The sequence below is a fragment of the Amycolatopsis sp. NPDC051106 genome, from assembly GCF_040682775.1.
GTDB lineage: Bacteria > Actinomycetota > Actinomycetes > Mycobacteriales > Pseudonocardiaceae > Amycolatopsis.
Genome location: NZ_JBFBBQ010000111.1, coordinates 1 through 20,342, shown reverse-complemented (window position 1 = coordinate 20,342; position 20,342 = coordinate 1). Strand labels below are relative to the sequence as shown.

The following is a 20,342-nucleotide window of genomic DNA, read 5'->3' as shown; positions in this document are numbered from 1 at the left end:
GGCGGTTTTCGTTTTCCCGGCCGCTTTCCTGGTGGTTCCTGGTGGGTTTCCGACGCAAGTTTGCGTATGTCCGGTGAAGTGTTGCCCTCGTCCGTGGCGCGTCCGTATGGTCTGGATCACTCCGCACCCACCGAGGGGGTCCGCATGCGACGGATTTCGGCGTGGCTCGCCGCGCTTCTCTTACTGGCCGGGACTTTGCCGGGCACCGCGCACGCCGCGGCGGCGCTTTCGAGCCGGACCCACCTGTTCTACTACCCGTGGTACGGCAACAGCGCCGGCGAGTACCGCCACTGGCAGCAAGGCGGGCACACGCCGCCGGACGACATCGGCGCGAACTTCTACCCGGTGCTGGGCCCGTACGACTCCGGCGACTTCTCCGGCGCCGTCGAGCAGCACCTGCGGTGGATCGAGCAGTCCGGCGCCGGGGTGCTCGTCTACAGCTGGTGGGGTCAGGGGTCCTATGAGGACGGTCTGGCGGCGGGCGTGCTGGAAGCCGCGGCGCGGCATGGGATCCGCGTCGCGTGGCACCTTGAGCCGTACAACGGGCGGACGGCGTCGTCGACGGTCTCGGACATCGAGTACCTCCTCGGGCGCTACGGCTCCAGTCCGGCGTTCTACCGCGAGGGCGGCCGCGGCGCGTTCTACGTCTTCGAAAGCCTGCGCATCACGGACTGGACGCCGCTGGACCAGGTGCGGTCGTCGGCGATCGTGCTGGCGCAGACGACGGACACGAGCAAGGTCGCGCACTTCGGCGGGATGTACACCTACGACGCGATCGCCGGGGCCACGGCGCCGGGCTGGCGCGAAGCGGGCGCGTACTGCGAGGCGAACGGCCTGGTGTGGGCGCCTTCGGTGGGCCCGGGGTACAACGACGATCGCGCGGTGCCGGGCAACACGACCCCGACCCTGGGCCGCGACAACGGGGCGACCTACGACCGGGAGTGGCAGAACGCGCTTTCCGCGGGTGCCGACTGGGTTTCGGTGACGTCGTTCAACGAATGGCACGAAGGCTCGGTGATCGAACCGGCCCGCTCGTCGCCGCCTTCGGGCGGTTACGAGACGTTCTCCGGCGCCTACGGGACTTCCGGCGCGGCATCGGAGACGGCTTACCTGGACCGGACGCGCTACTGGGCCTCGCAGCTCGGCGGTCCGCCACCGGCTTCGGTCGACCTGGCGCGTGGACGGCCGGTCTCGGCGAGCGGCTCCCAAGGCGGGTACCCGGCGGGCAACGCGGTCGATGGCAATGCTTCGAGCTATTGGGAAAGCACGAACAACGCGTTCCCGCAGACGCTGACGGTGGACTTGGGCGCACCGGCCACGGTGGGGCGGGTGGTGCTGAAGCTGCCCCCGTCGTGGGGCACCCGGACGCAAACGATCTCGGTGAACGGTGGCAGCCCGGCCGGGTATGTCTTCGACCCGGCGAACGGGAACACGGTGACCATCCAGGTGCCGGCGACGCCGGGGCAGTTCGTCCGGCTGAGCTTCACCGGCAACACCGGCTGGCCCGCCGGCCAGCTGTCCGAAGTGGAGGCTTACGCCTCCTGAACCCGGGTCGGGCTCCCACCCCGGCGAGCGCAGGCCGGTCCCACGCAGTGAATGACTCATTCACTGCGTCCGACGACAGGAATGGGTCATTCACTGCATCGGGACCGCCGGCTTACGCCTCCTGAACCCGGGCCAGGAACGGCGCCGGCTCCGCGAGTACCCGGTGCACCACCCGGCCCGCCGCCCCCAGCGTTGCCGCGTCGCCGCCGAGGCGTGACGCCGACAGCACCGGTGGTGCGCCCCGGAGGCCGGTGAGCCGGGTCGACAGCACCTCCGATGCCGGGCCGGACAGCCACGGGTACAGCTGCGTGAACACTCCGCCCAGGACGATGCGGTCGAGGTCCAGGAGGTTCACCGCCGAGGTCAGCGCGACGCCGAGCGCCCGCCCGGCCGCCGCGCACGCCTCCGCGGCCGCCGTGTCGCCCCGGGATAGGGCCGCCAGCAGCGCGGGCACGGACGAAGCCCGCCCCGCCGTCAGCAGCGCCTCCTGCCCGGCGAACGTCTCCAGGCAGCCGCTGCCGCCGCACCGGCACGGTGGCCCGCCCGGCGCCACGACGACGTGGCCCAGCTCGCCCGCCAGCCCGCGAGCGCCGGAAAACAGCGTGCCGTTCACCACCAGCCCCGCGCCGATGCCGACTTCGCCGGAGACGTAGAGGAAGTCGCGCTCGCCGTCGCCGAACCAGAGCTCGCCCAGTGCCGCGAGGTTCGCCTCGTTGTCCAGCTCGACGGGGATCGGCAGGCGCAGCAGGTCGGCCGCGCGGACATCCTGCCAGCCGAGGTTGGGGGCGCTGAACAGCACGCCGTCGCCGACCGGGCCGGACACCGCCAGCACCGCGCCCGCGACCTCCAGCCCGAGCCGGTGCGTCTCGGTCAACGCCTCCGACGCCAGCGCCTGCAGCTCCGCCAGGACCTTCTTCGGCCGCGAACCCCGGTTGTCCCGCTCGCGGCGGGCGGCGAACCGGACCCCGCCGGTGAGGTCGAGCACCCGGACCGCGAGGTAGTCGACGTTGATCTCCAGCCCCAGCGACGCCACGCGCGCGCCGCTGAGCACGACCTCCACGCCCGGCCGGCCGCGTTCGCCCGCCCGCGCGGGGCCGGTCTCGGCCAGCAGGCCCCCGTCCAGCAGGTCACCGACGAGCTTGCTCACCGTCGACTTGGTCAACCCGGTGAGCTCGGCGAGCGCGGCACGGGTCAGCGGGCCGCCGCGGCTGACCGCGCCCAGCACGACCTCGAGGTTGCGGGCGCGCATCGAATCGTGCCGCACGGCCTGGGTCATCGCGCCCCCTCCTGCGAACCACTCTAACCGGCCTCTTGACGCCCGGGACCACCGCGGCGCATATTTAGTCTACAACGTGAACTAAATGAAGGGACAGTCATGAGCGACTACGCTCCCCAGCCGGCCGACAAGTTCACCTTCGGTCTCTGGACCGTGGGGTGGCCGGCCAACGACCCGTTCGGGGTCGCGACGCGGCCGGCGCTGGACCCGGTGGAGAGCGTGCACCGGCTCGCGGAGCTGGGCGCCTACGGCGTGACGTTCCACGACGACGACCTCCTGGCCACCGAGCCCGACCGCGACAAGGCGATCGAGCGGTTCCGCAAGGCGCTGGCCGAGACCGGCCTCAAGGTGCCGATGGCGACGACGAACCTGTTCACCCACCCGGTGTTCAAGGACGGCGGCCTGACCAGCAACGACCGTGACGTCCGGCGCTACGCCCTGCGGAAGGTGCGCCGCAACATCGACCTCGCGGCCGAGCTGGGCGCGGAGACCTACGTCGTCTGGGGTGGTCGCGAGGGCGCCGAGTCCGACGCCGCGAAGGACGTCCGGGCGGCGCTGGCCCGCTACAAGGAGGGCCTGGACCTGCTCGCCGACTACGTCGTCGAGAAGGGCTACTCGCTGCGGTTCGCCCTCGAGCCCAAGCCGAACGAACCGCGCGGCGACATCCTGCTGCCGACGATCGGGCACGCGCTGGGCTTCATCTCGCAGCTCGCGCGGCCCGAGATGTTCGGGCTCAACCCCGAGGTCGGGCACGAGCAGATGGCCGGGCTCAACTTCGTGCACGGCATTTCGCAGGCGCTGTGGCAGGGCAAGCTGTTCCACATCGACCTCAACGGCCAGCACGGCCCGAAGTACGACCAGGACCTGATCTTCGGCCACGGCGACCTGAAGAGCGCGTTCTTCCTGGTCGACCTGCTGGAGAACGGCGGCTACGAGGGTCCGCGCCACTTCGACTACAAGCCGCTGCGAACCGAGGACCCGTCGGACGTGTGGGTGTCCGCCGCGGCGAACATGCGGACGTACCTGATCCTCAAGGAGAAGGCGGCCAAGTTCCGTTCGGACCCGGAGGTGGCCGAGGCGCTGGCGGCGTCCCGGGTGCCGGAGCTGGCGACGCCGACGCTGGCGCCGGGCGAGTCGTTCGACGACCTCCTCAAGGACGACTTCGACCTCGACGCGGCCGCCGCCCGCGGCTACCACTTCACGCGGCTGAACCAGCTGGCCCTGGAGCACCTCCTCGGCGTCCGGTAAAGCCCCTGAAGGCCACCATGAGGGAACTGGACGCCCTCATGGTGGCCTTCAGAGCACTACGACACGGTCAGCGTGTCGATGTCGAACAGCGAGCCCGCGCCGCCCCGGAAGACGAGGTGGAGCGGGCCGGAGCCGCCGGTGACCGTGGCGGAGACGGTCTGGAACGTCTCCCAGCCGCCGGTGTTCGGCACCGCGACCGTGCCCAGGAGGGTGCCGGTCGCCGAGCCGTCGCGGATCTCGATCGTGCCGCCCGCTCCCGCGGAGGACACGACCGCGCTGAACCGCGTGATGCCCGCCGTGCTCACCGACGCGTACCCGGCCCAGTCACCGTTCTCGATGTAGCCCAGCGTCTGGCCGCCGCTCGCCGGAGCGTGCGACGCGATCTGCACACCCGAACCCGACGTGAACGACTCACCCTCCACAGTGGATCCTGAGGAGACACCGCAGTCTGCGGGAACCACACCTGCGGCGTAACGGATGCCGCCGAGCAGTTCAGCGCGGAAGGCGTTGTCCGAATACGACTCGATCGTGTGGCCGAGACCGGTGTAGAACGCCCGGCCGCCGCCCTGCGGGTGGCACCACGTGATCGGGTGGTCGCCGCCCATCTCGCCGCCGGTGTAGCTGGACTCGTCCAGCGTCTGCAGCACGTGCACCTGGCCACGCGGGTTCGTCCGGTAGTTGTACAGCTCGTCCGTGCGGGTCCAGACCGCCGGCAGGTGCGCCGTCGCCGGGTGGGTGCCGTCCTCCGTCACGAACCGGGCCTGCTGGATCGCCGGGTGGCTCTTGAACCACGCGCCGACGAGCTGCCCGTACCACGGCCAGTCGTACTCGGTGTCCGCCGCGGCGTGGACGCCGAAGTAGCCGCCGCCACCCTCCACATAGGACTCGAACGCCGCCTGCTGGGTCGCGTCCAGCACGTCACCGGTGGTCGAGAGGAACACCACCGCCTGGTACTTCGCCAGTTCGGTGGCTGTGAACACCGAAGCGTCCTCGGTCGCCGTGACGCCGAAGCCGTTCGCGGCGCCCAGTTCCCGGATCGCCTGGATCCCGGCCGGGATCGCGGCGTGCCGGAAACCGGCCGTCTTGGAGAACACCAGCACGTCGTACTCGGGATCGACCTGGGTCGGCATACCGCTCAGCGTAAAGGAATCCACGTCGAAGAGGGAACCGGAACCGCCGTGGAACACCAGGAACAGCGGCCCGGACCCGCTCGACACCGACGTCGTGACGGTCTGGAAGACCTCCCAGTCGCCCGTCGGCGGCACCGAAACCGTACCCAGCAGCGTCCCGGTCGCCGAGCCCGCGCGCACCTCGATCGTGCCGCCGGCGCCGGCCGACGACACCCGTGCGGTGAAGGTCCGCGCGCCCGCCGTGCTCACCGACGCGTACCCGGCCCAGTCACCGTTTTCGATGTAGCCCAAGGTGTTCCCGCCGCTCGCCGCGGCGTGCGGGGCGACCTGGACGCCCGATCCCGACGTGAACGACTCGGCTTCGACCGCTCCCGCCTGGGTCGCGGTGGCGAAGGTGAACGCGTCGAGGTCGAACAGGTTGCCCTGCCCGGTGACCCCCTTGAACACGAGGTACAGCGTCGTCGTGCCGGCCGGCCGGTTCGCCAGGTTCGCCGTCACGTTCTGGAACGTGTCCCAGTCCCCGGTGTTGGCGACGGCCGCCGACCCGAGCAGGGTGCCGGTCGGCGAGCCCGCGCGGACCTCCAGCGTGCCGCCGGGGCCGCCGGACGACACCCGGGCGCTGATCGAGGAAGCGTTGCCCAGCGCGTACGGCGTGAACGAGATCCAGTCGCCGTCGTCGGTGTACCCGACCGTCCGGCCGCCCTCCGCGGAACCGTGGTCGGCGAGCTGGATCCCCGACTGCGCCCCGAAGTGCTCGGCCTGCCGGTGCCGCGGCTGCAGCTTCCGGACGCTGTGCGACGTCAGCCCGCCCTTGTCGGTGTACTGCGCGTCGAAGACGCCGTAGATGTTCGCCGCGGCGTCGTGCTCACCGTCCACCGGGACGGCGATCGAGCCGGCACACCCGGTCTGCTGGGTGATCTGGTGCTCGTGGCTGTCGTGGCCGAGGAAGTAGGTGACCTTGACCTTCGAGCAGTCCAGCGGCCCGTCCTCGGGGTCGCTGCCGGTCACCTGGAACGGAACCGTGTCCCCGAAGGAGAACAGCTGCCCGTCGGCCGGGCTGCCGAGCGAGATCGACGGCGCGGTGTTCCCGACCGTGACGACCAGGCTCGCGGTGCCGGTCAGGCCCTCCGGATCGGACACCGTGAGCGTCGGCGAGTAGGTGCCGTTCGTGGTGTAGGTGTGCGCGGGGTTCGCCGCGGTCGACGTCTGGCCGTCGCCGAAGTCCCAGCGGTAGCCCAGCGCCCCGCCTTCGGGGTCGCTGCTGCCCGCGGAGGAGAAGTTCACGGTCAGCGGGTTCGGGCCGGACGTCTTGTCGGCCGCCGCCTTCGCGACCGGGCTGCGGTTCGTGCCCGCGAGGTACTCGACGCGGTAGAGCGCCTGGTTGTCGCTTCCGGTGCCGTAGTCGAGGACGTACAGGGCGCCGTCGGGGCCGAACGCCATGTCCATGACCTGCGTGCCGGTCCACGGGAAGTCCTCGATCGTGCCGCGGCTGCCGTCGGCGTTGACGGTCACCGCCTTGATCCACTTGCGCCCGTACTCCCCCGCGAAGTACTTGCCGTCCAAGGACTGCGGGAACTTGACCGGGGACGTCGAAGCGGCGTCGTAGCGGTAGACGGGTCCGCCCATCGGCGACTCCGAGCCGCTGCCGAACTCCGGCGGCGAACCCTCGTCGCCCGCGTACTTGATCCACGCGGGCTTCGGCACCGGCAGCTTGGCGAGGCCGGTGTTGCGGAACGAGGAGTTCGTCGGGCCGCCGGCGCAGTCGTACTTCGCGCCGGACGGGCCGCTCGGGAACGTGTAGTGGTTGTACGTCTCGGTCGTCGTGTTCGAGCCGGTGCAGTACGGCCAGCCGAAGTTGCCCGCACTCGTGATCCGGTCGAACTCGACCTGGCCCTGCGGCCCGCGGTTGGCGTCGGTGACACCGGCGTCCGGGCCGTAGTCGCCGAGGTAGACGACGCCGGTCGGTTTGTCGACACTCATCCGGAACGGGTTCCGGAAGCCCATCGCGTAGATCTCCGGCCGGGTGCTCGCGGTGCCCGGCGCGAAGAGGTTGCCGGACGGGATCGTGTACGTCCCGTCCGCCTGCGGGTGGATCCGCAGGAGCTTGCCGCGCAGGTCGTTCGTGTTGCCGGACGAGCGTTGCGCGTCGAACTGCGGGTTGCGGTTGGTCCGTTCGTCGATCGGCGAGTAGCTGTCGGAGGAGAACGGGTTGGTGTCGTCGCCGGTGGTGAGGTAGAGGTTGCCGGCGGCGTCGAAGTCGATGTCGCCGCCGACGTGGCAGCACTGGCCGCGGTCGTTGGCGACCTTCAGGACGACCTTTTCGCTGGCCAGGTCGAGGGTGTTGTCGGTCTTGAGGACGAACCTCGACAGGTGCAGCTCGCCCTTGAACGGCGCGAAGTCGGCTTCGGTGCCTTCGGTCGGCGCGTCACCGTCCGGTGTGGACAGACGGGGCGAGTAGTACAGCCAGACGTAGCGGTTGGTGGCGAAGCCGGGGTCGGCGGCGACGCCCTGGAGGCCTTCCTCGTCGTGGGTGTAGACGTTCAGCTTGGCCGCGACGGAGGTCGCGCCGGCCGCGGTGGTGACGCGGACGGTGCCGTCGCGGGAGGTGTGCACGACCGAGCGGTCCGGCAGCACGGCGAGCGACATCGCCTCGCCGCCCAGCTCGGCCGCGCCGGTGGCGAGGGCGACCTGCTGGTAGTCCGCGGGCGGGATGTCCGCGCGGGCCGGGGTGTCGACGGTGAGCAGGAGGCCGGCGCCCAGGAGCGCGGTGCCGAACAGCCTCGCCCACTTCGGTGGGGACGGAGACATGCGGGGTCCTTCCTGATTTTGAGCGTGCTTCGCCCCGGAGCGGGCCGAAGCCGTTTCGTTCACCTTCCGACGGGGCTGGCGGTCACCCGTACAACAGAAGCGATGAGGCGGAGGCGCGACCTTCGAACGCGCCTCCGCTCGCGGTTACTTCGAAGAGAAAGCGGCGTCGAAGGCCGCGGTGGGTGGGGTGAAGTTGAGCTTGCGGACGAACTCCAGTGCCTCCGGCGCGCCGGTCAGGCGGTCCATGCCGGCGTCCTCCCATTCGATCGAAATGGGGCCGTCGTAGCCGATGGCGTTGAGCATCCGGAAGACGTCCTCCCACGGGACGTCGCCGTGGCCGGTGGACACGAAGTCCCAGCCGCGGCGGGGATCCGCCCAGGGCAGGTGGGAGCCGAGCCGGCCGTTGCGGCCGTTGAGCTGCTTGCGGGCCTCCTTGCAGTCGACGTGGTAGATGCGGTCCTTGAAGTCCCACAGGAACCCGACCGGGTCGAGGTCCTGCCAGACGAAGTGCGACGGGTCGAAGTTCAGCCCGAACGCCTCGCGGTGCCCGATCGCCTCCAGCGTCCGGACCGTGCTCCAGTAGTCGTAGGCGATCTCGCTCGGGTGCACCTCGTGGGCGAAGCGCACGCCGACCTCGTCGAACACGTCCAGGATCGGGTTCCAGCGCGTCGCGAAGTCGGCGTACCCGCGCTCGATCATCGACGGCGGCACCGGCGGGAACATCGCCACCGTGTGCCAGATCGACGAGCCGGTGAAACCGACCACAGTGGACACGCCGAGCTTCGCCGCGGCGCGGGCGGTGGTCTTCATCTCCTCCGCCGCCCGCTGCCGGACACCCTCGGGCTCGCCGTCGCCCCAGATCCGCGCCGGCAGGATGGCCTCGTGCCGCTCGTCGATCGGGTGGTCGCAGACCGCCTGGCCGAGCAGGTGGTTCGAGATCGCCCACACCTTGAGGTCGTACTTGGCCAGCGTCTCCAGCTTCGCCTGGACGTAGCCGTCTTCCGCCACCGCGCGATCCACCTCGAAGTGGTCACCCCAGCAGGCGATCTCGAGGCCTTCGTAGCCCCAGCCGCTCGCCAGCTCGCACACCTCCTCGAACGGCAGATCGGCCCACTGCCCGGTGAACAGGGTCAACGGTCGTGCCATGTCTGACCTCCTGGTGAGTCCTAGTCGGTGCGGATAGCCGCGAGCAACAGGTCCTTGACTTCGGTGGCGTGGATCTTTTCGCGCGCGAGCGCCGGGTCCGAGCACAGCAGCACCGGCCCGTCCTCGGGCGCGTCGGGCAGCCGCCCGTGACTGCCCCGCACCGGCGCGGGGTCGAGCGGGACGACCTGCATCGAGTACCGCAGGCCGAGCTTCTTGCGCGCCAGCGCGGACGCCGCCTTGAGCTTCACCGCCGGGTCGTTCGGGTCGAAGAACAGCTCGGCCGGGTCGTACCCGGGCTTGCGGTGGATCTCGACGGTCTTCGCGAAGTCCGGCGCACGGTCGTCGCTCAGCCAGTAGTAGTACGTGAACCAGGCGTCCGGCTCGGCGATCGCCACCAGCTCGCCCGCGCGTTCGTGGTTGATCCCGATCCCCGCCTGCCCCTCGCGGTCGAGCACGACGTCCACTCCGGACAGTCCGGCGACGATGTCCCGCACCCGTGGGATGTCGGCGGGGTCGGCGACGTAGACGTGCGCGACCTGGTGGTCGGCGACCGCGAACGCCCGCGACGTCCACGGGTCCAGGTACTCCATGCCCGCCTGGACGTAGACGTTGAGCAGGCCTTCGCGGCGCAGCGCCCGGTTGATGTCGACCGGCCGGCTCGCGTTCGTGATGCCGTACTCCGACAGCGCGACGACGGTGTGCCCACCCGCGGCCGCGAAGTCCAGCAAGGGCTTCAACGCGGTGTCGATCTCGCGCGCGGCCGCCGCGGCCTGGGGCGCGTCCGGGCCGAACCGCTGGAGGTCGTAGTCCAGGTGCGGGATGTAGACGAGCGTCGTGTCGGGCTTGTCCTCGGTCATGATCTTCTGCGCCGCGGCGATGATCCACTTCGACGACGTGATCGCCGCCGTCGGGCCCCAGTAGGTGAACAACGGGAACTCGCCGAGGTCGCCGACCAGGCGGTCGTGCAGCTGCGGCGGGTGGGTGTAGGCGTCCGGGGACTTCTTGCCGTCCGCGTGGTAGATCGGCCGCGGGGTCACCGTCAGGTCGACGTCCATGCCCATCGCGTACCACCAGCAGACGTTCGCCACGCGATGTCCGGCCTGCGCGCGGCGGGCGGCGTCCCAGAACTTATCGCCCTGCACCAGCTTGTTGTGCTGGCGCCACAGGAAGATCTCGCCGAGGTCGCGGAAGTACCAGCCGTTGCCGACGATCCCGTGCTCGGCCGGCTGCAGCCCGGTGAGGAACGTCGACTGCACCGAGCACGTGACCGCCGGGAACACCGTGTCGAGCTGCGCGGTGAAGCCGGGCTCGGCCATCTTGCGCAGGTTCGGCATGTGCGGGAGCAGCCGCGGCGTCAGCCCCACGACGTCGATGACCAGCAAACTCATTCCGAAACCTCTTCCAAGCCTAGGTCAACAAGGGAACGCCGGGTCCAGTCCAGCTCGGCCGCGATGCCCGCGACGAGCCCGGCGTCGTCGGCGGGTGCGTCCGGGAGCACCTGCCAGGTGTAGGTCTCGACCTCGACGTGGTCGGTGCGCGCGGTCGCGCCGCCGAACAGCTCGGCGAGGGTCCCGACCAGCACCGGCCGGGTCGACGTCAGCGGCGGCACCGGGTCGGCGTGCAGTGGCACGTGGAAGTGCACGCGCCACGGCGCCTCGCCCGGAAGCTCGCCGGCCAGAGCGAGATCGAGGTCATCGGCGCCTGACGGAGCACCTTCGTTGCTCTGGTGCAGGAACCGCGGTTCCACGAAGGACTCGAGGGCTTTCCGCGTCGCCGGATCGGCCGGATTCGCCGCCTCCAAAGCGGCCGACGCCTGGAGCTTGACCACGTCGAGCCCGGCGGCGGCGAGCCGGCCGAGCGCGGCCGCCGGGTCCTCGAACCCGACCGCGAGGTGGCACGTGTCGAGACAGACGCCCAGCCACTTCTTGTCCACTTCGGACAGCAGCGACGCCGCCTGCGCGGTCGTCTCGATGACGCAGCCGGGCTCGGGCTCGAACGCCACGCGCACCGGACGCTCCTGCTTCGCCAGCCCCTTGGCCAGCAGTTCGAGCTGGCCGCCGTCGTCCTGCCATTCGGTGCGCCACCCGAGCGGCAGCGTCGAGACGCTGCCGCGGACCGCGTCTTCGGGCATCAGCTCGGCGAGCAGCCGGGCCAGGTCGAGGGTGTACCGCGTCCGCTCGGGGGTGGACCAGTCCGGCCGGTACACCTTGTGCTTGACGACCGGGTCGTGGAACCCCTGGTACGGGAACCCGTTGAAGGTGACGACCTCGAGGCCGCGAGCCGCCAGTTCGCCCCGGAGCCGGGAAACCGCGGCCGGGTCGGCCACCAGCTCCGAAGCCACCGGCCGGGCCAGCCACAGACCCAGGCCGAGCCGGTCGACGCCCAGGCGCTCCCGCACGGGCTCGCCGAAGCGGGCCAGCTGGGTGAGCACGCCGTCGAGGTCCTCGGCCTGGTGCACGTTGGTGCAGTAGGCCAGGTGGACGAGCGTGCCGTCGCGGTGCCGGAACCTCACTTGCGCGCACCCCGCAGGATCGAGTTGCCCGCGAACTCGGCTTCCGTCGCTTCGCCTTCGAGGTCGAGCCGGCCGCTCTGGCCGTAGAACTCGACGGGGTTGCGCCACAGCACCCGGTCGACGTCGTCCTCGGTGAACCCGGCGGCCAGCATCGCGTCGCCGGTCTTGCGGGTCTTGAGCGGGTCGCTCTTCCCCCAGTCGGCCGCGGAGTTGACCAGCACCTTTTCGGTCCCGTATTCGCGCAGGATGGCGACCATCCGCTCTTCGTCCATCTTCGTGTCCGGGTAGATCGAGAACCCCATCCAGGAGCCGGACTCCTTGACCATCGCGACGGTCACCTCGTTGAGGTGGTCCAGCACCACGCGCTCGGGCGCGATGCCGGACTCGCGGACGACGGCGATGCTGCGTTCGGTCCCGGCCGCCTTGTCGCGGTGCGGCGTGTGCACCATCGCGGGCAGTTCGTGGTCGATCGCCAGCGCGAGCTGCGCGGCGAACGCCTTGTCCTCCTCGGCGGTCATCGAGTCGTAGCCGATCTCGCCGACCGCGACCACGCCGTCCTTCTCCAGGTAGCGCGGCAGCAGGTCGAGCACCGGCGCGCACCGCGGGTCGTTGGCTTCCTTGGGGTTCAACGCGATCGTGCAGTGGTGCGCGATGCCGAACTGGCTCGCGCGGAACGGCTCCCACCCGACGAGCGCGTCGAAGTAGTCGGTGAAGCTGCCGACGTTCATGCGCGGCTGGCCCAGCCAGAACGCCGGTTCGACGAGCGCGCGGACGCCGGCGGCGTGCATCGCCGCGTAGTCGTCGGTGGTGCGCGAGCTCATGTGGATGTGCGGGTCGAAGATGCGCATCAGGCGTCCTGTTCGTTCAGCAGCGGGAGGAGGTCGGCGGGCACGGCGCGGCCCGCGGCGGTGCGCTCGGCGGCGAACGACCGCATCATGCGCAGCAGCTCCTCGTCGATCCGGCGGCCCAGCCCGGCGACCTCGGCCAGCGGGATGCCCATGAAGACGCACTTGAGCACGCCGTGGCGGTAGGCGGAGTCGTCCAGGTGCTCGGCGGCGTACTCCCCCATCGCGGCGGTGACGAGCCGGGTGTCGTTGGTGCGCAGGGCATCGGCGACCAGGTCGAGCCCGGCGTCCCCGATGTCCACAACGGACAGTCCACGGAGGACGGCCCGCTTCTCGGCGGCGTCGCCGTAGCGGTAGAGGTCCGGCATCTCGGCGGCCGCCCCGGGCGCGGCTTTCAGCAGCCGGACCCGCGCGACGTCGTCGACCGTCCAGCCCGGGGTGTCCGACGGACCGCGGCCGACCCGGCGGCCGACGCCCGGGAACAGCGTCCGCAACGCCGTCGCGTCGGCGGCGACCTTGGTCAGTGCTTCATCCAGCCAAGCGTTCACGCGGCCACCGCCTTGCGCAGGAACTCGAGGGACTCGCGGGCGATCCGCGGGGCCGCGTGGCTGTCGCGCGGCAGTTCCACCGCGACCAGCCCGGGGTACGGCGCCAGCGCTGCCAGCACGGGCGGGAAGTCGATCTCCCCCTGGCCGAACTCCAGGTGCTCGTGGGTGCCGCGGCGCATGTCGTCGATCTGCACGTTCACCAGCCGCGGCAGCGCCCGCCGCACGCAGTCGGGCACGGACGCCGTCTCGTTGCACCGGCAGTGCCCGATGTCCAGCGTCAGCCCGAACCGCGGCGGGTCACCGAGCCGCCGCAAGAGTTCGAAGTACCCGGCGAGGTCCTCGACGAGCATGCCCGGCTCGGGCTCGAAGCCGAGCTTGACGTCGTGGTCGTCCGCGGCCTTCAGCACGTCCGCACAGCCGGCGACGAGGTGTTCCCAAGCGTCCGAAGTGGACAGATCGGCCGGCTTGTTCCCGCTCCAGAACGACAGAGCCTCGGCCCCGAGGTCCGCCGCGATCTCGACGGCCCGGGTCAGGAAGTCGATGCGGACAGCCCGGTCCGGGTCGAGGAACGTCGGCGAGTGCTTGCGCCACGGGTCCAGCAGGAACCGGGCGCCGGTCTCGATCACGACGGCCAGCCCGAGCCGGTCCAGCTCCGCGGCCAGCGACGCGACGCGGCGGGCGAGGTCCGGGCCGAACGGGTCGAGGTGCTGGTGGTCGAGCGTCAGCGCGACGCCGTCGTAGCCCAGGTCCGCCAGGACGCGCAGGGCGTCGCCGAGGCGGTGGTTGGCGAAACCGTTGGTGCCGTACCCGAACCTCATGTCGGTGACACCTTCCGGCTCAGCGCCCGGGCGATCGGGAACGCGGCGGCGACGGCCAGCGCCGAACGCCACGCCCCCGTCCGGGCGATCAGCCCGGCCTGCAGCGGGATCATGCCGTGGATCCCGGCGCCGACCGCGCGGCGGATCTTCGGCGCGACCGGGTCGCGGACGGCGTCGTACTGCGCCCGCCCGGTCGTCACGGCGTAGGTCCCGAGCAGCGCCGAGGCGAGCGGGCCGACCCGGCCGGCGGCGATCCGCACCCCGGCCGTCGCGGCGAGGGTGGCCGCCGGGAGGGCGGGCCGGGCGCCGTGGACTTCGGACCTCGACAACGCCGTCACCGCCAGGGTGTGCGCCCCGACGGTCAGCGCCGCGGGCAGGGCCGCGCGGGCACCACCCGCCCCGAGCAGGACGTCGAGGACGCGGGTGGCGGCCATCGCAACGGGGCCGAACACGGTCTCCTTGAGCACGAAGTCGTACGCCCACACGGTCGCGGCCAGCGGCAGCGCGACCCGCAGGGCGTTCTTGCCCCCGGTGGCCGCGGCGATGCCCAGCCCGCCCGCGGTCAGGCCGGTCGCGACGCCGAGCGCGGCGCCGGGCTTGATCCGGCCCGACGGGATCGGCCGCTCGGGCCGCTCCATGGCGTCGAGGTGGCGGTCGGCGTAGTCGTTGAGCGCCATGCCCGCCCAGTAGAGGCAGACGGACGCGCCGGTCAGGCCCAGCGTGCGGCGGCCGAACGGCCAGCCCGCGGCGGCCGCCCCGGCGACGGCGTCCCCCGGCACGGTCAGCGCGGCGGGCGCGCGGACGAGTTCGAGGTACGCCTTCACCGGTTCGCCCACTCGCGCAGGGCCGCGTACTGCGACGCGAGGTCGTGCGGGCCGTCCCCGGCCGGGTCCTTGAAGAAGAACCCGAACTCGGCGACCGGGCCGGCGACGCCGTCGCGGCACGCCTTGCCGGTCAGCCGGGCGAGGTCGAGCACCAGGGGTGCGGCGAGCGCGGAGTCGCAGCCCTGCCAGGTGAGCTGCAGCGTCATCCTGGCGCCGAGGAACCCTTCGAACAGCACGTGGTCCCACGCGGTCTTCCAGTCGCCGAGCGCGGGAACGTAGTCGATGTGCACCTCGCCGTCGACCTCGCGGCCGAGGTTCTGCGAGAGCACCTGCTGCTTCGACGCGTTCTTGCTCGACGCCGCACCGGGGTCGGCGAGCGTGGCACCGTCCCCGCCGCCGAGCAGGTTCGTGCCCGACCACGACAGCACGTTCAGCGCACGCTGGGCGAACATCGGCGCGAGCACCGACCGCAGCAGCGTCTCGCCGGTCTTGCCGTCCCGGCCCGCGTACGGCAGCCCCGCCGTGCGCGCCAGCTCGTCCAGCGCGGGCAGCCGCGCGCCGGTGGACGGGGTGAAGTCGACAAAGCCACAGCCCGCGCGGAACGCGGCGTAGGCGTACAACGCACTCGCCGGGAGCACGTCCTCTCCCGCGTCCAGCGCGGCTTCCAGCGCGGCGAGCGACGCGTGTGCCGGGTGCGGCGTGCACGGCGGCTCGGTGGAGGAGACGTTGACCACGACGACGTGGTCCAGACCCTCGCCGAACTCCGTCAGGTCCGCGACGATCCTGTCGATCGCCGCGCGGCCGCCGCCGTCCGGCGCCGGACGCAGCCGGGCTTCGGCGGCTTCGAGGTCGGCGGCGATCGGGCCGGGCAGGGTCGAAGGCAGCACCCCCGCCGCCGCCAACTGCTCCGCCCGCTTGACCAGCGGCGTGTCGACGACGTCGTGGCCCCCGAAGACCAGGTCTCCCAGGCCGGGAAGGTCCGCGCCGGCGAAGTCCGGCAGCTCGGTCACGCAGCCCGTGCGCGCGGTGAGTCCCGCCCGCATGGCGGCGGCGCCGGCGACGGCCGTCGTGGCCACCGATCCTCGGGCGCCGATCAGCCAGACACCGATCTTCCCCATGTTCATCCTCCAAGTTCGGCGAGTTCAGCCCGCGCCGGTCGCCCCCGACGGGACGCGGGTCGGGACACTGCCCGGCTCGGCGAGCGCGGTGCCCCCGGGCACGCAGATGTCCCCCGGACTACATCGCCGGAGTCGATCAAGTGTTTCCGCACGCCTTCGCGACGAAGGCCCACCGGGTCTTCGAGCGTGCTCCTGGCCGATACCGGTCAATCCCACGAACGTCATCCGCTGTCCCTTTCCGGCCGCACCGGCACCAGCGCCGGATCGTCGAACACCGCCTGCAGCGCGACGTGCGCGCCGCCGCGCGAAGCCGCGGAGAACCCGAGCCAGGACAGCTCGACGCGGCAGCCGCCGATGCGCGGGGCGATCACCCGGGTCTCCAGCTCGGTCAGCATCGGGCCGAGCAGGTACGGGCCCAGCTGGGCGAAGTAGCCGCCGAGCAGCACCACGCGCGGGTTGAACACGTTGATCAGCACGGCCGCGCCGACCCCGAGTCCGGTGCCGACCCGCGCCAGCGCGTCGAGCGTCCGCTTGTCCTTCAGTTCGGCGCGACGGCGGATCATGTCGAGCCGTTGTTCGAGGTCGAGCGACGGGTCGTGCACCGGGTCGGCCGGCGAGGCGGCGAGCCGCAGCATCCCGGCCAGCCCGACGAGCGTCTCCCAGCAGCCGCGGCGCCCGCACCCGCAGATCCGGCCGGTGGGGTCGACCTGGATGTGCCCGACCTCGCCGGCGAATCCCTCCGCACCGCCGAGCAGCCGTCCGCCGGAGATGACTCCGCCGCCCACGCCGATCTCGCCGGTCAGGTACACGAGGTCGGCGGTGCCGGCCATGCTGCCCATGGCGTACTCGCCGAGCGCGCCGAGGTTCGCGTCGTTGGCCGTGCGGATCGGGAACGACGGCGGGCCCAGCCGTCGGGTCAGCCGCTCGGTGATGCCGCGGACCACCTGGACGTCGGTCCAGTGCAGGTTCGGCGCGAAGGCGACGGTGCCGCTCTCGTCGACCAGCGCCGGGATCCCGACGGTCACGCCGGCCGGCACGACCCCGAGCCGCCGGCATTCCCGCAGCGCCCGCGCGGCCAGCTCCGCGCCGGCGTCGAGCACCTTCGCCACCGGAAGCGCTTGGACGTCGAGCGCCACGCGTTGTTCGAAGAGCACGGTGCCGGTGAGGTCGAGGGCGAGCGCGGTCAGGTAGTCGACGTTGATCTCGACGCCGATGCCGCCGACGCTCCGGCCGTCCAGCTCGACGATCGTGCCCGGGCGCCCGACCGCGCCGGCGCGTTCCCGCTCGCCTTCGCGAGCCAGCCCGCGCTCGACGAGCTCGGCGACGAGACTCGAGACGGTTCCCTTGTTCAGCCCGGTGTCCGCGGCGATCGCCGCGCGCGAGCGGGGTCCCGCGTCCCGCAGGTGCCGCAGCACCAGCGCCAGGTTGCTCCGGCGGACGGCGGCCTGGTCGGCCGGGCGCACCGGTTTGAGGGAGAAGGAGGAGTCCACGCCGACACCACCCCGGTTCGTCTGGTGGTTCAACAAATTAGGTGCGGCGAAACGATCGGGTCAACGAGGGCAGCCGGCGCCTTTCGGGCACAAAAGCCACAGAAATCGTTCTGACCAGCGAAACTATCGAACGCAGGCAGCAAAAGGGTCCCACGGATGGAGCAGGGGTTAGGGCGCGTGTCCGCCCCAATCCCACCGCCGAACGGGACCGACTTCCGTCGTGTCCCGCTGACCGGGACGCCCCCGGCTTTGCCTTGGACTTGGCCGCGGACGTCGCGAAAGTGTCGCGACAGCCCTGAAAGTTTCAGCAAGCGGGGCGCGGTCCCGAGCGCCCCAATGTGGCGCTGAGGTCAGGGGGCGAACGTGAGGGTGCCGAGCGCGGCGACCAGCGGTGCGAGCTCCGGCAGTGTCTCCGCTTCGGCGAGGGCTTCCGCCAACGCCGTGTCGTGCGTGGGGCGGGCCTCCGTCAGGAGGGCCTGGCCCGCCGGCGTCACCTCCGTGTAGATGCCGCGGCGGTCGTCGGCGCAGAGGTAGCGGGCCAGCAGCCCGCGGCCCTCCAGCCGCGTGACCAGCCGGGTGGTCGCCGACTGGCTGAGCACCACCGCGTTGGCCAGCTGGTTCATCCGCAGGTGGAAGCCGTCCTGGCGGGCCAGCGCGTCGAGCACGCTGTACTCGCTCACCGACAGCTCGTGGTCGCGTTCGAGCGCGCGCTGCAGCCTGTCCTCGATCCGCGCGTGCAACGCGGCCAGCGTGCGCCAGCCCTGCGCGCGGGCTTCGACGGCGTCGTCGTCCAGTGACACGGTTCACCTCTCCCGGACTTGCGCGTACTCCCTTGCACGCCGCACTATCAAGCTTGTGCAATATACGGCGTCTGCAACTATCTCGGACGCTCGTAGTTGCTCACGCTCATCAGTCTACTCCGGAAGAAGGAAGTCCATGCCCGCCGCTCTGCTCGCGCTCGCGATCAGCGCTTTCGGGATCGGCACCACCGAGTTCGTGATCATGGGCCTGCTGCCCGAGGTCGCGGCCGACTTCGGTGTCTCGATCCCGTCCGCAGGCCTGCTCATCTCGGGCTACGCGCTCGGCGTCGTCGTCGGCGCGCCCGTGCTCACCGCGCTCGCTTCACGGGTCCCACGCAAGACCGTGCTGGTCGCGTTGATGGGCTTGTTCATCGCGGGCAACGTGCTCTCGGCGCTGGCCCCGAGCTACGGCCTGCTGATGACCGGCCGTGTGGTCGCCGCCCTGAGCCATGGCGCGTTCTTCGGCGTCGGCTCGGTCGTCGCCGCGTCGCTGGTCGCCCCGGCCAAGCAGGCCAGCGCGATCGCGCTGATGTTCACCGGGCTGACCGTGGCGAACGTGCTCGGCGTGCCCGCCGGCACCGCGCTCGGCCAGGCGTTCGGCTGGCGCTCGACGTTCTGGGTGGTCAGCGCCCTGGGCGTGGTCGGCGCGATCGGCATCCTCGCGCTCGTGCCGCACCAGCCGAAGAGGGACAACGTCGGCCTGCGCGGCGAACTCGCCGTGTTCCGCCGCCCGCAGGTGTGGCTCGCCCTCGCCATGACGGCGCTCGGTTTCGCCGGGGTCTTCGCGTCCTTCACCTACATCGCGCCGATGATGACCGAGGTCGCGGGCTTCTCGAGTGGCGCCGTCACCTGGCTGCTCGTGCTCTTCGGCGCCGGGCTGTTCGCCGGCAACCTGCTCGGCGGCAAGGCCGCGGACCGCAAGCTGATGCCCAGCCTGTACGTCATCCTCGCCACACTGGCGCTGGTGCTCGTCGCGTTCGTGTTCACCGCGCACGCGAAGGTGCCGGCCGCGATCACGATCGCGTTGTTCGGCGCGGCGGGATTCGCGACCGTCCCACCGCTGCAGGCCCGCGTGATGGCCAAGGCCGAGGGCGCCCCGGCGCTGGCCTCGGCGGCGAACATCGCCGCGTTCAACCTGGGCAACGCCGGCGGCGCGTGGCTCGGCGGCCAGGCCATCGGCGCCGGCCTCGGCTACACCGCCCCCAACTGGATCGGCGCCGTGCTCGCCGCGGCGGGCCTCGCCGTGGCACTCGTCTCCGGCATGCTCGACCGCAAGACCCCGGCTAGTTTCGCAGCCGGGGAACGGGTACCCGCCCGATGAACCACCCACCGAAAGGAACCTCAGTGACCAGCGTGCCCGTGATCGAACTCAACAACGGCGTGCGGATGCCCCAGCTGGGCTACGGCGTGTTCCAGGTCCCGGACGACGAGACCGCCACCGCCGTGAAGGCCGCGCTCGAAGCGGGCTACCGCAGCATCGACACCGCCGCCGTCTACGGCAACGAGAAGGGCGTCGGCCAGGCCATCGCCGAGTCCGGCATCGCCCGCGACGAGCTCTTCGTCACCACCAAGCTGTGGAACTCCGCCCAGGGCTACGACTCGACGCTCAAGGCGTTCGACAAGAGCATGGAAAAGCTCGGCCTGGAGCAGCTCGACCTGTACCTGATCCACTGGCCGACGCCGGAGCGCGACAAGTACCTCGACACGTGGAAGGCGTTCGAGAAGCTGCACGCCGACGGCCGGGTCCGCGCGATCGGCGTGTCCAACTTCCAGCCCGCGCACCTCACGCGGCTGCTCGACGCGGCCGACGTCGCGCCGGCGGTGAACCAGATCGAGCTCCACCCCTACCTGCAGCAGCAGGAGGTCCGTGAGTTCGACGCGAAGCACGGGATCGCGACCGAGGCGTGGAGCCCGCTGGCCAAGGGCGGCTCGCTGCTGGGCGACCCGGTGATCGCGGACCTGGCGGTGAAGCACAGCCGCACGCCGGCGCAGATCGTGCTGCGCTGGCACCTGCAGCTGGGCAACGTGGTGATCCCGAAGTCCGTGACGCCGTCGCGGATCGAGGAGAACTTTGACCTGTTCGGGTTCACCCTCGCGGAGGATGAGCTGGAGTCGCTGACCCCGCTGGACCGCGGCGAGCGCACCGGCCCGGACCCGGACACGTTCAACGCCGCCTGAGCACGTCCACCGGTAAGCCGTGAATGTCGCATCGAGGGACTTGAAGTCCCTCGATG

Annotated in this window: 16 protein-coding genes; 4 read left to right on the top strand and 12 right to left on the bottom strand. The window is 71.3% G+C overall.

What is annotated here, in order from left to right:
* The first annotated feature begins 144 nt into the window (after window positions 1-144).
* Window positions 145-1,545, top strand: coding sequence for a discoidin domain-containing protein (locus AB0M83_RS43010; protein WP_364526737.1), 1,401 nt, complete (start codon window positions 145-147; stop codon window positions 1,543-1,545).
* A 112-nt stretch (window positions 1,546-1,657) separates the two neighbouring features.
* On the opposite strand, the gene AB0M83_RS43005 is transcribed toward AB0M83_RS43010, so the two are convergent.
* Window positions 1,658-2,821: an ROK family transcriptional regulator gene (locus tag AB0M83_RS43005; RefSeq protein ID WP_364526735.1), complete on the bottom strand. Its 1,164-nt coding sequence runs from the start codon at window positions 2,819-2,821 to the stop codon at window positions 1,658-1,660.
* Window positions 2,822-2,920: 99 nt separating this feature from the next.
* On the opposite strand from AB0M83_RS43005, the gene xylA reads away from it, so the two are divergent.
* Entirely contained in the window at window positions 2,921-4,069 is a 1,149-nt protein-coding gene (gene xylA, locus AB0M83_RS43000; RefSeq protein WP_364526733.1) for a xylose isomerase, read from the top strand.
* 56 nt (window positions 4,070-4,125) lie between these two features.
* Here xylA and AB0M83_RS42995 read toward each other — a convergent pair whose 3' ends face one another.
* The 11 genes from AB0M83_RS42995 to AB0M83_RS42945 all read right to left on the bottom strand — a co-directional run bounded on the left by AB0M83_RS42995 (window position 4,126) and on the right by AB0M83_RS42945 (window position 18,108).
* Complete coding sequence (locus AB0M83_RS42995) at window positions 4,126-8,007, bottom strand: carbohydrate-binding protein (protein ID WP_364526731.1); 3,882 nt, start codon at window positions 8,005-8,007, stop codon at window positions 4,126-4,128.
* A gap of 144 nt (window positions 8,008-8,151) precedes the next feature.
* Window positions 8,152-9,153 carry a sugar phosphate isomerase/epimerase family protein gene (locus AB0M83_RS42990; protein WP_364526729.1) on the bottom strand — a complete coding sequence of 334 codons (1,002 nt, stop codon included), beginning with the start codon at window positions 9,151-9,153 and terminating at the stop codon, window positions 8,152-8,154.
* 20 nt (window positions 9,154-9,173) lie between these two features.
* Window positions 9,174-10,541 (bottom strand): nucleotide pyrophosphatase/phosphodiesterase family protein, encoded by a 1,368-nt coding sequence (locus AB0M83_RS42985; RefSeq protein ID WP_364526727.1) that lies wholly within the window; start codon window positions 10,539-10,541, stop codon window positions 9,174-9,176.
* The gene (gene eboE, locus AB0M83_RS42980) at window positions 10,538-11,665 is read right to left on the bottom strand and encodes a metabolite traffic protein EboE (protein WP_364526725.1); all 1,128 of its coding nucleotides are present in this window, start codon (window positions 11,663-11,665) and stop codon (window positions 10,538-10,540) included. Before eboE ends, AB0M83_RS42985 begins: the two co-directional genes overlap by 4 nt.
* A complete protein-coding gene (locus tag AB0M83_RS42975; protein WP_364526723.1) occupies window positions 11,662-12,513 on the bottom strand; it encodes a TatD family hydrolase in 852 nt (283 codons plus the stop codon). Before AB0M83_RS42975 ends, eboE begins: the two co-directional genes overlap by 4 nt.
* Window positions 12,513-13,058 carry an EboA domain-containing protein gene (locus AB0M83_RS42970; RefSeq protein ID WP_364526721.1) on the bottom strand — a complete coding sequence of 182 codons (546 nt, stop codon included), beginning with the start codon at window positions 13,056-13,058 and terminating at the stop codon, window positions 12,513-12,515. The genes AB0M83_RS42975 and AB0M83_RS42970 overlap by 1 nt, the downstream gene beginning before the upstream one ends.
* Entirely contained in the window at window positions 13,055-13,876 is an 822-nt protein-coding gene (locus tag AB0M83_RS42965) for a sugar phosphate isomerase/epimerase family protein (RefSeq protein ID WP_364526719.1), read from the bottom strand. Before AB0M83_RS42965 ends, AB0M83_RS42970 begins: the two co-directional genes overlap by 4 nt.
* Entirely contained in the window at window positions 13,873-14,700 is an 828-nt protein-coding gene (locus AB0M83_RS42960) for an SCO3242 family prenyltransferase (RefSeq protein WP_364526746.1), read from the bottom strand. Before AB0M83_RS42960 ends, AB0M83_RS42965 begins: the two co-directional genes overlap by 4 nt.
* Window positions 14,697-15,818, bottom strand: a complete 1,122-nt coding sequence (locus AB0M83_RS42955; RefSeq protein WP_364526717.1) for an inositol-3-phosphate synthase — start codon at window positions 15,816-15,818, stop codon at window positions 14,697-14,699. The genes AB0M83_RS42960 and AB0M83_RS42955 overlap by 4 nt, the downstream gene beginning before the upstream one ends.
* A 221-nt stretch (window positions 15,819-16,039) precedes the next feature.
* Window positions 16,040-17,308: an ROK family transcriptional regulator gene (locus AB0M83_RS42950; RefSeq protein ID WP_364526715.1), complete on the bottom strand. Its 1,269-nt coding sequence runs from the start codon at window positions 17,306-17,308 to the stop codon at window positions 16,040-16,042.
* A 350-nt stretch (window positions 17,309-17,658) separates the two neighbouring features.
* The gene (locus AB0M83_RS42945; protein WP_364526713.1) at window positions 17,659-18,108 is read right to left on the bottom strand and encodes a MarR family transcriptional regulator; all 450 of its coding nucleotides are present in this window, start codon (window positions 18,106-18,108) and stop codon (window positions 17,659-17,661) included.
* 136 nt (window positions 18,109-18,244) lie between these two features.
* Here AB0M83_RS42945 and AB0M83_RS42940 point away from each other — a divergent pair, with 136 nt between their 5' ends.
* Both AB0M83_RS42940 and AB0M83_RS42935 read left to right on the top strand, forming a co-directional pair.
* Window positions 18,245-19,429, top strand: a complete 1,185-nt coding sequence (locus tag AB0M83_RS42940; protein ID WP_364526711.1) for an MFS transporter — start codon at window positions 18,245-18,247, stop codon at window positions 19,427-19,429.
* 23 nt (window positions 19,430-19,452) lie between these two features.
* Window positions 19,453-20,286 carry an aldo/keto reductase gene (locus tag AB0M83_RS42935; RefSeq protein ID WP_364526709.1) on the top strand — a complete coding sequence of 278 codons (834 nt, stop codon included), beginning with the start codon at window positions 19,453-19,455 and terminating at the stop codon, window positions 20,284-20,286.
* Window positions 20,287-20,342 lie beyond the last annotated feature (56 nt).

Bases quoted from the DNA above. Each gene is read 5' to 3' on its own strand.
- AB0M83_RS43010 (WP_364526737.1), top strand. From the start codon at position 145: ATGCGACGGATTTCGGCGTGGCTCGCCGCGCTTCTCTTACTGGCCGGG.
- AB0M83_RS43005 (WP_364526735.1), bottom strand. From the start codon at position 2,821: ATGACCCAGGCCGTGCGGCACGATTCGATGCGCGCCCGCAACCTCGAG.
- xylA (WP_364526733.1), top strand. From the start codon at position 2,921: ATGAGCGACTACGCTCCCCAGCCGGCCGACAAGTTCACCTTCGGTCTC.
- AB0M83_RS42995 (WP_364526731.1), bottom strand. From the start codon at position 8,007: ATGTCTCCGTCCCCACCGAAGTGGGCGAGGCTGTTCGGCACCGCGCTC.
- AB0M83_RS42990 (WP_364526729.1), bottom strand. From the start codon at position 9,153: ATGGCACGACCGTTGACCCTGTTCACCGGGCAGTGGGCCGATCTGCCG.
- AB0M83_RS42985 (WP_364526727.1), bottom strand. From the start codon at position 10,541: ATGAGTTTGCTGGTCATCGACGTCGTGGGGCTGACGCCGCGGCTGCTC.
- AB0M83_RS42975 (WP_364526723.1), bottom strand. From the start codon at position 12,513: ATGCGCATCTTCGACCCGCACATCCACATGAGCTCGCGCACCACCGAC.
- AB0M83_RS42965 (WP_364526719.1), bottom strand. From the start codon at position 13,876: ATGAGGTTCGGGTACGGCACCAACGGTTTCGCCAACCACCGCCTCGGC.
- AB0M83_RS42955 (WP_364526717.1), bottom strand. From the start codon at position 15,818: ATGGGGAAGATCGGTGTCTGGCTGATCGGCGCCCGAGGATCGGTGGCC.
- AB0M83_RS42940 (WP_364526711.1), top strand. From the start codon at position 18,245: ATGCCCGCCGCTCTGCTCGCGCTCGCGATCAGCGCTTTCGGGATCGGC.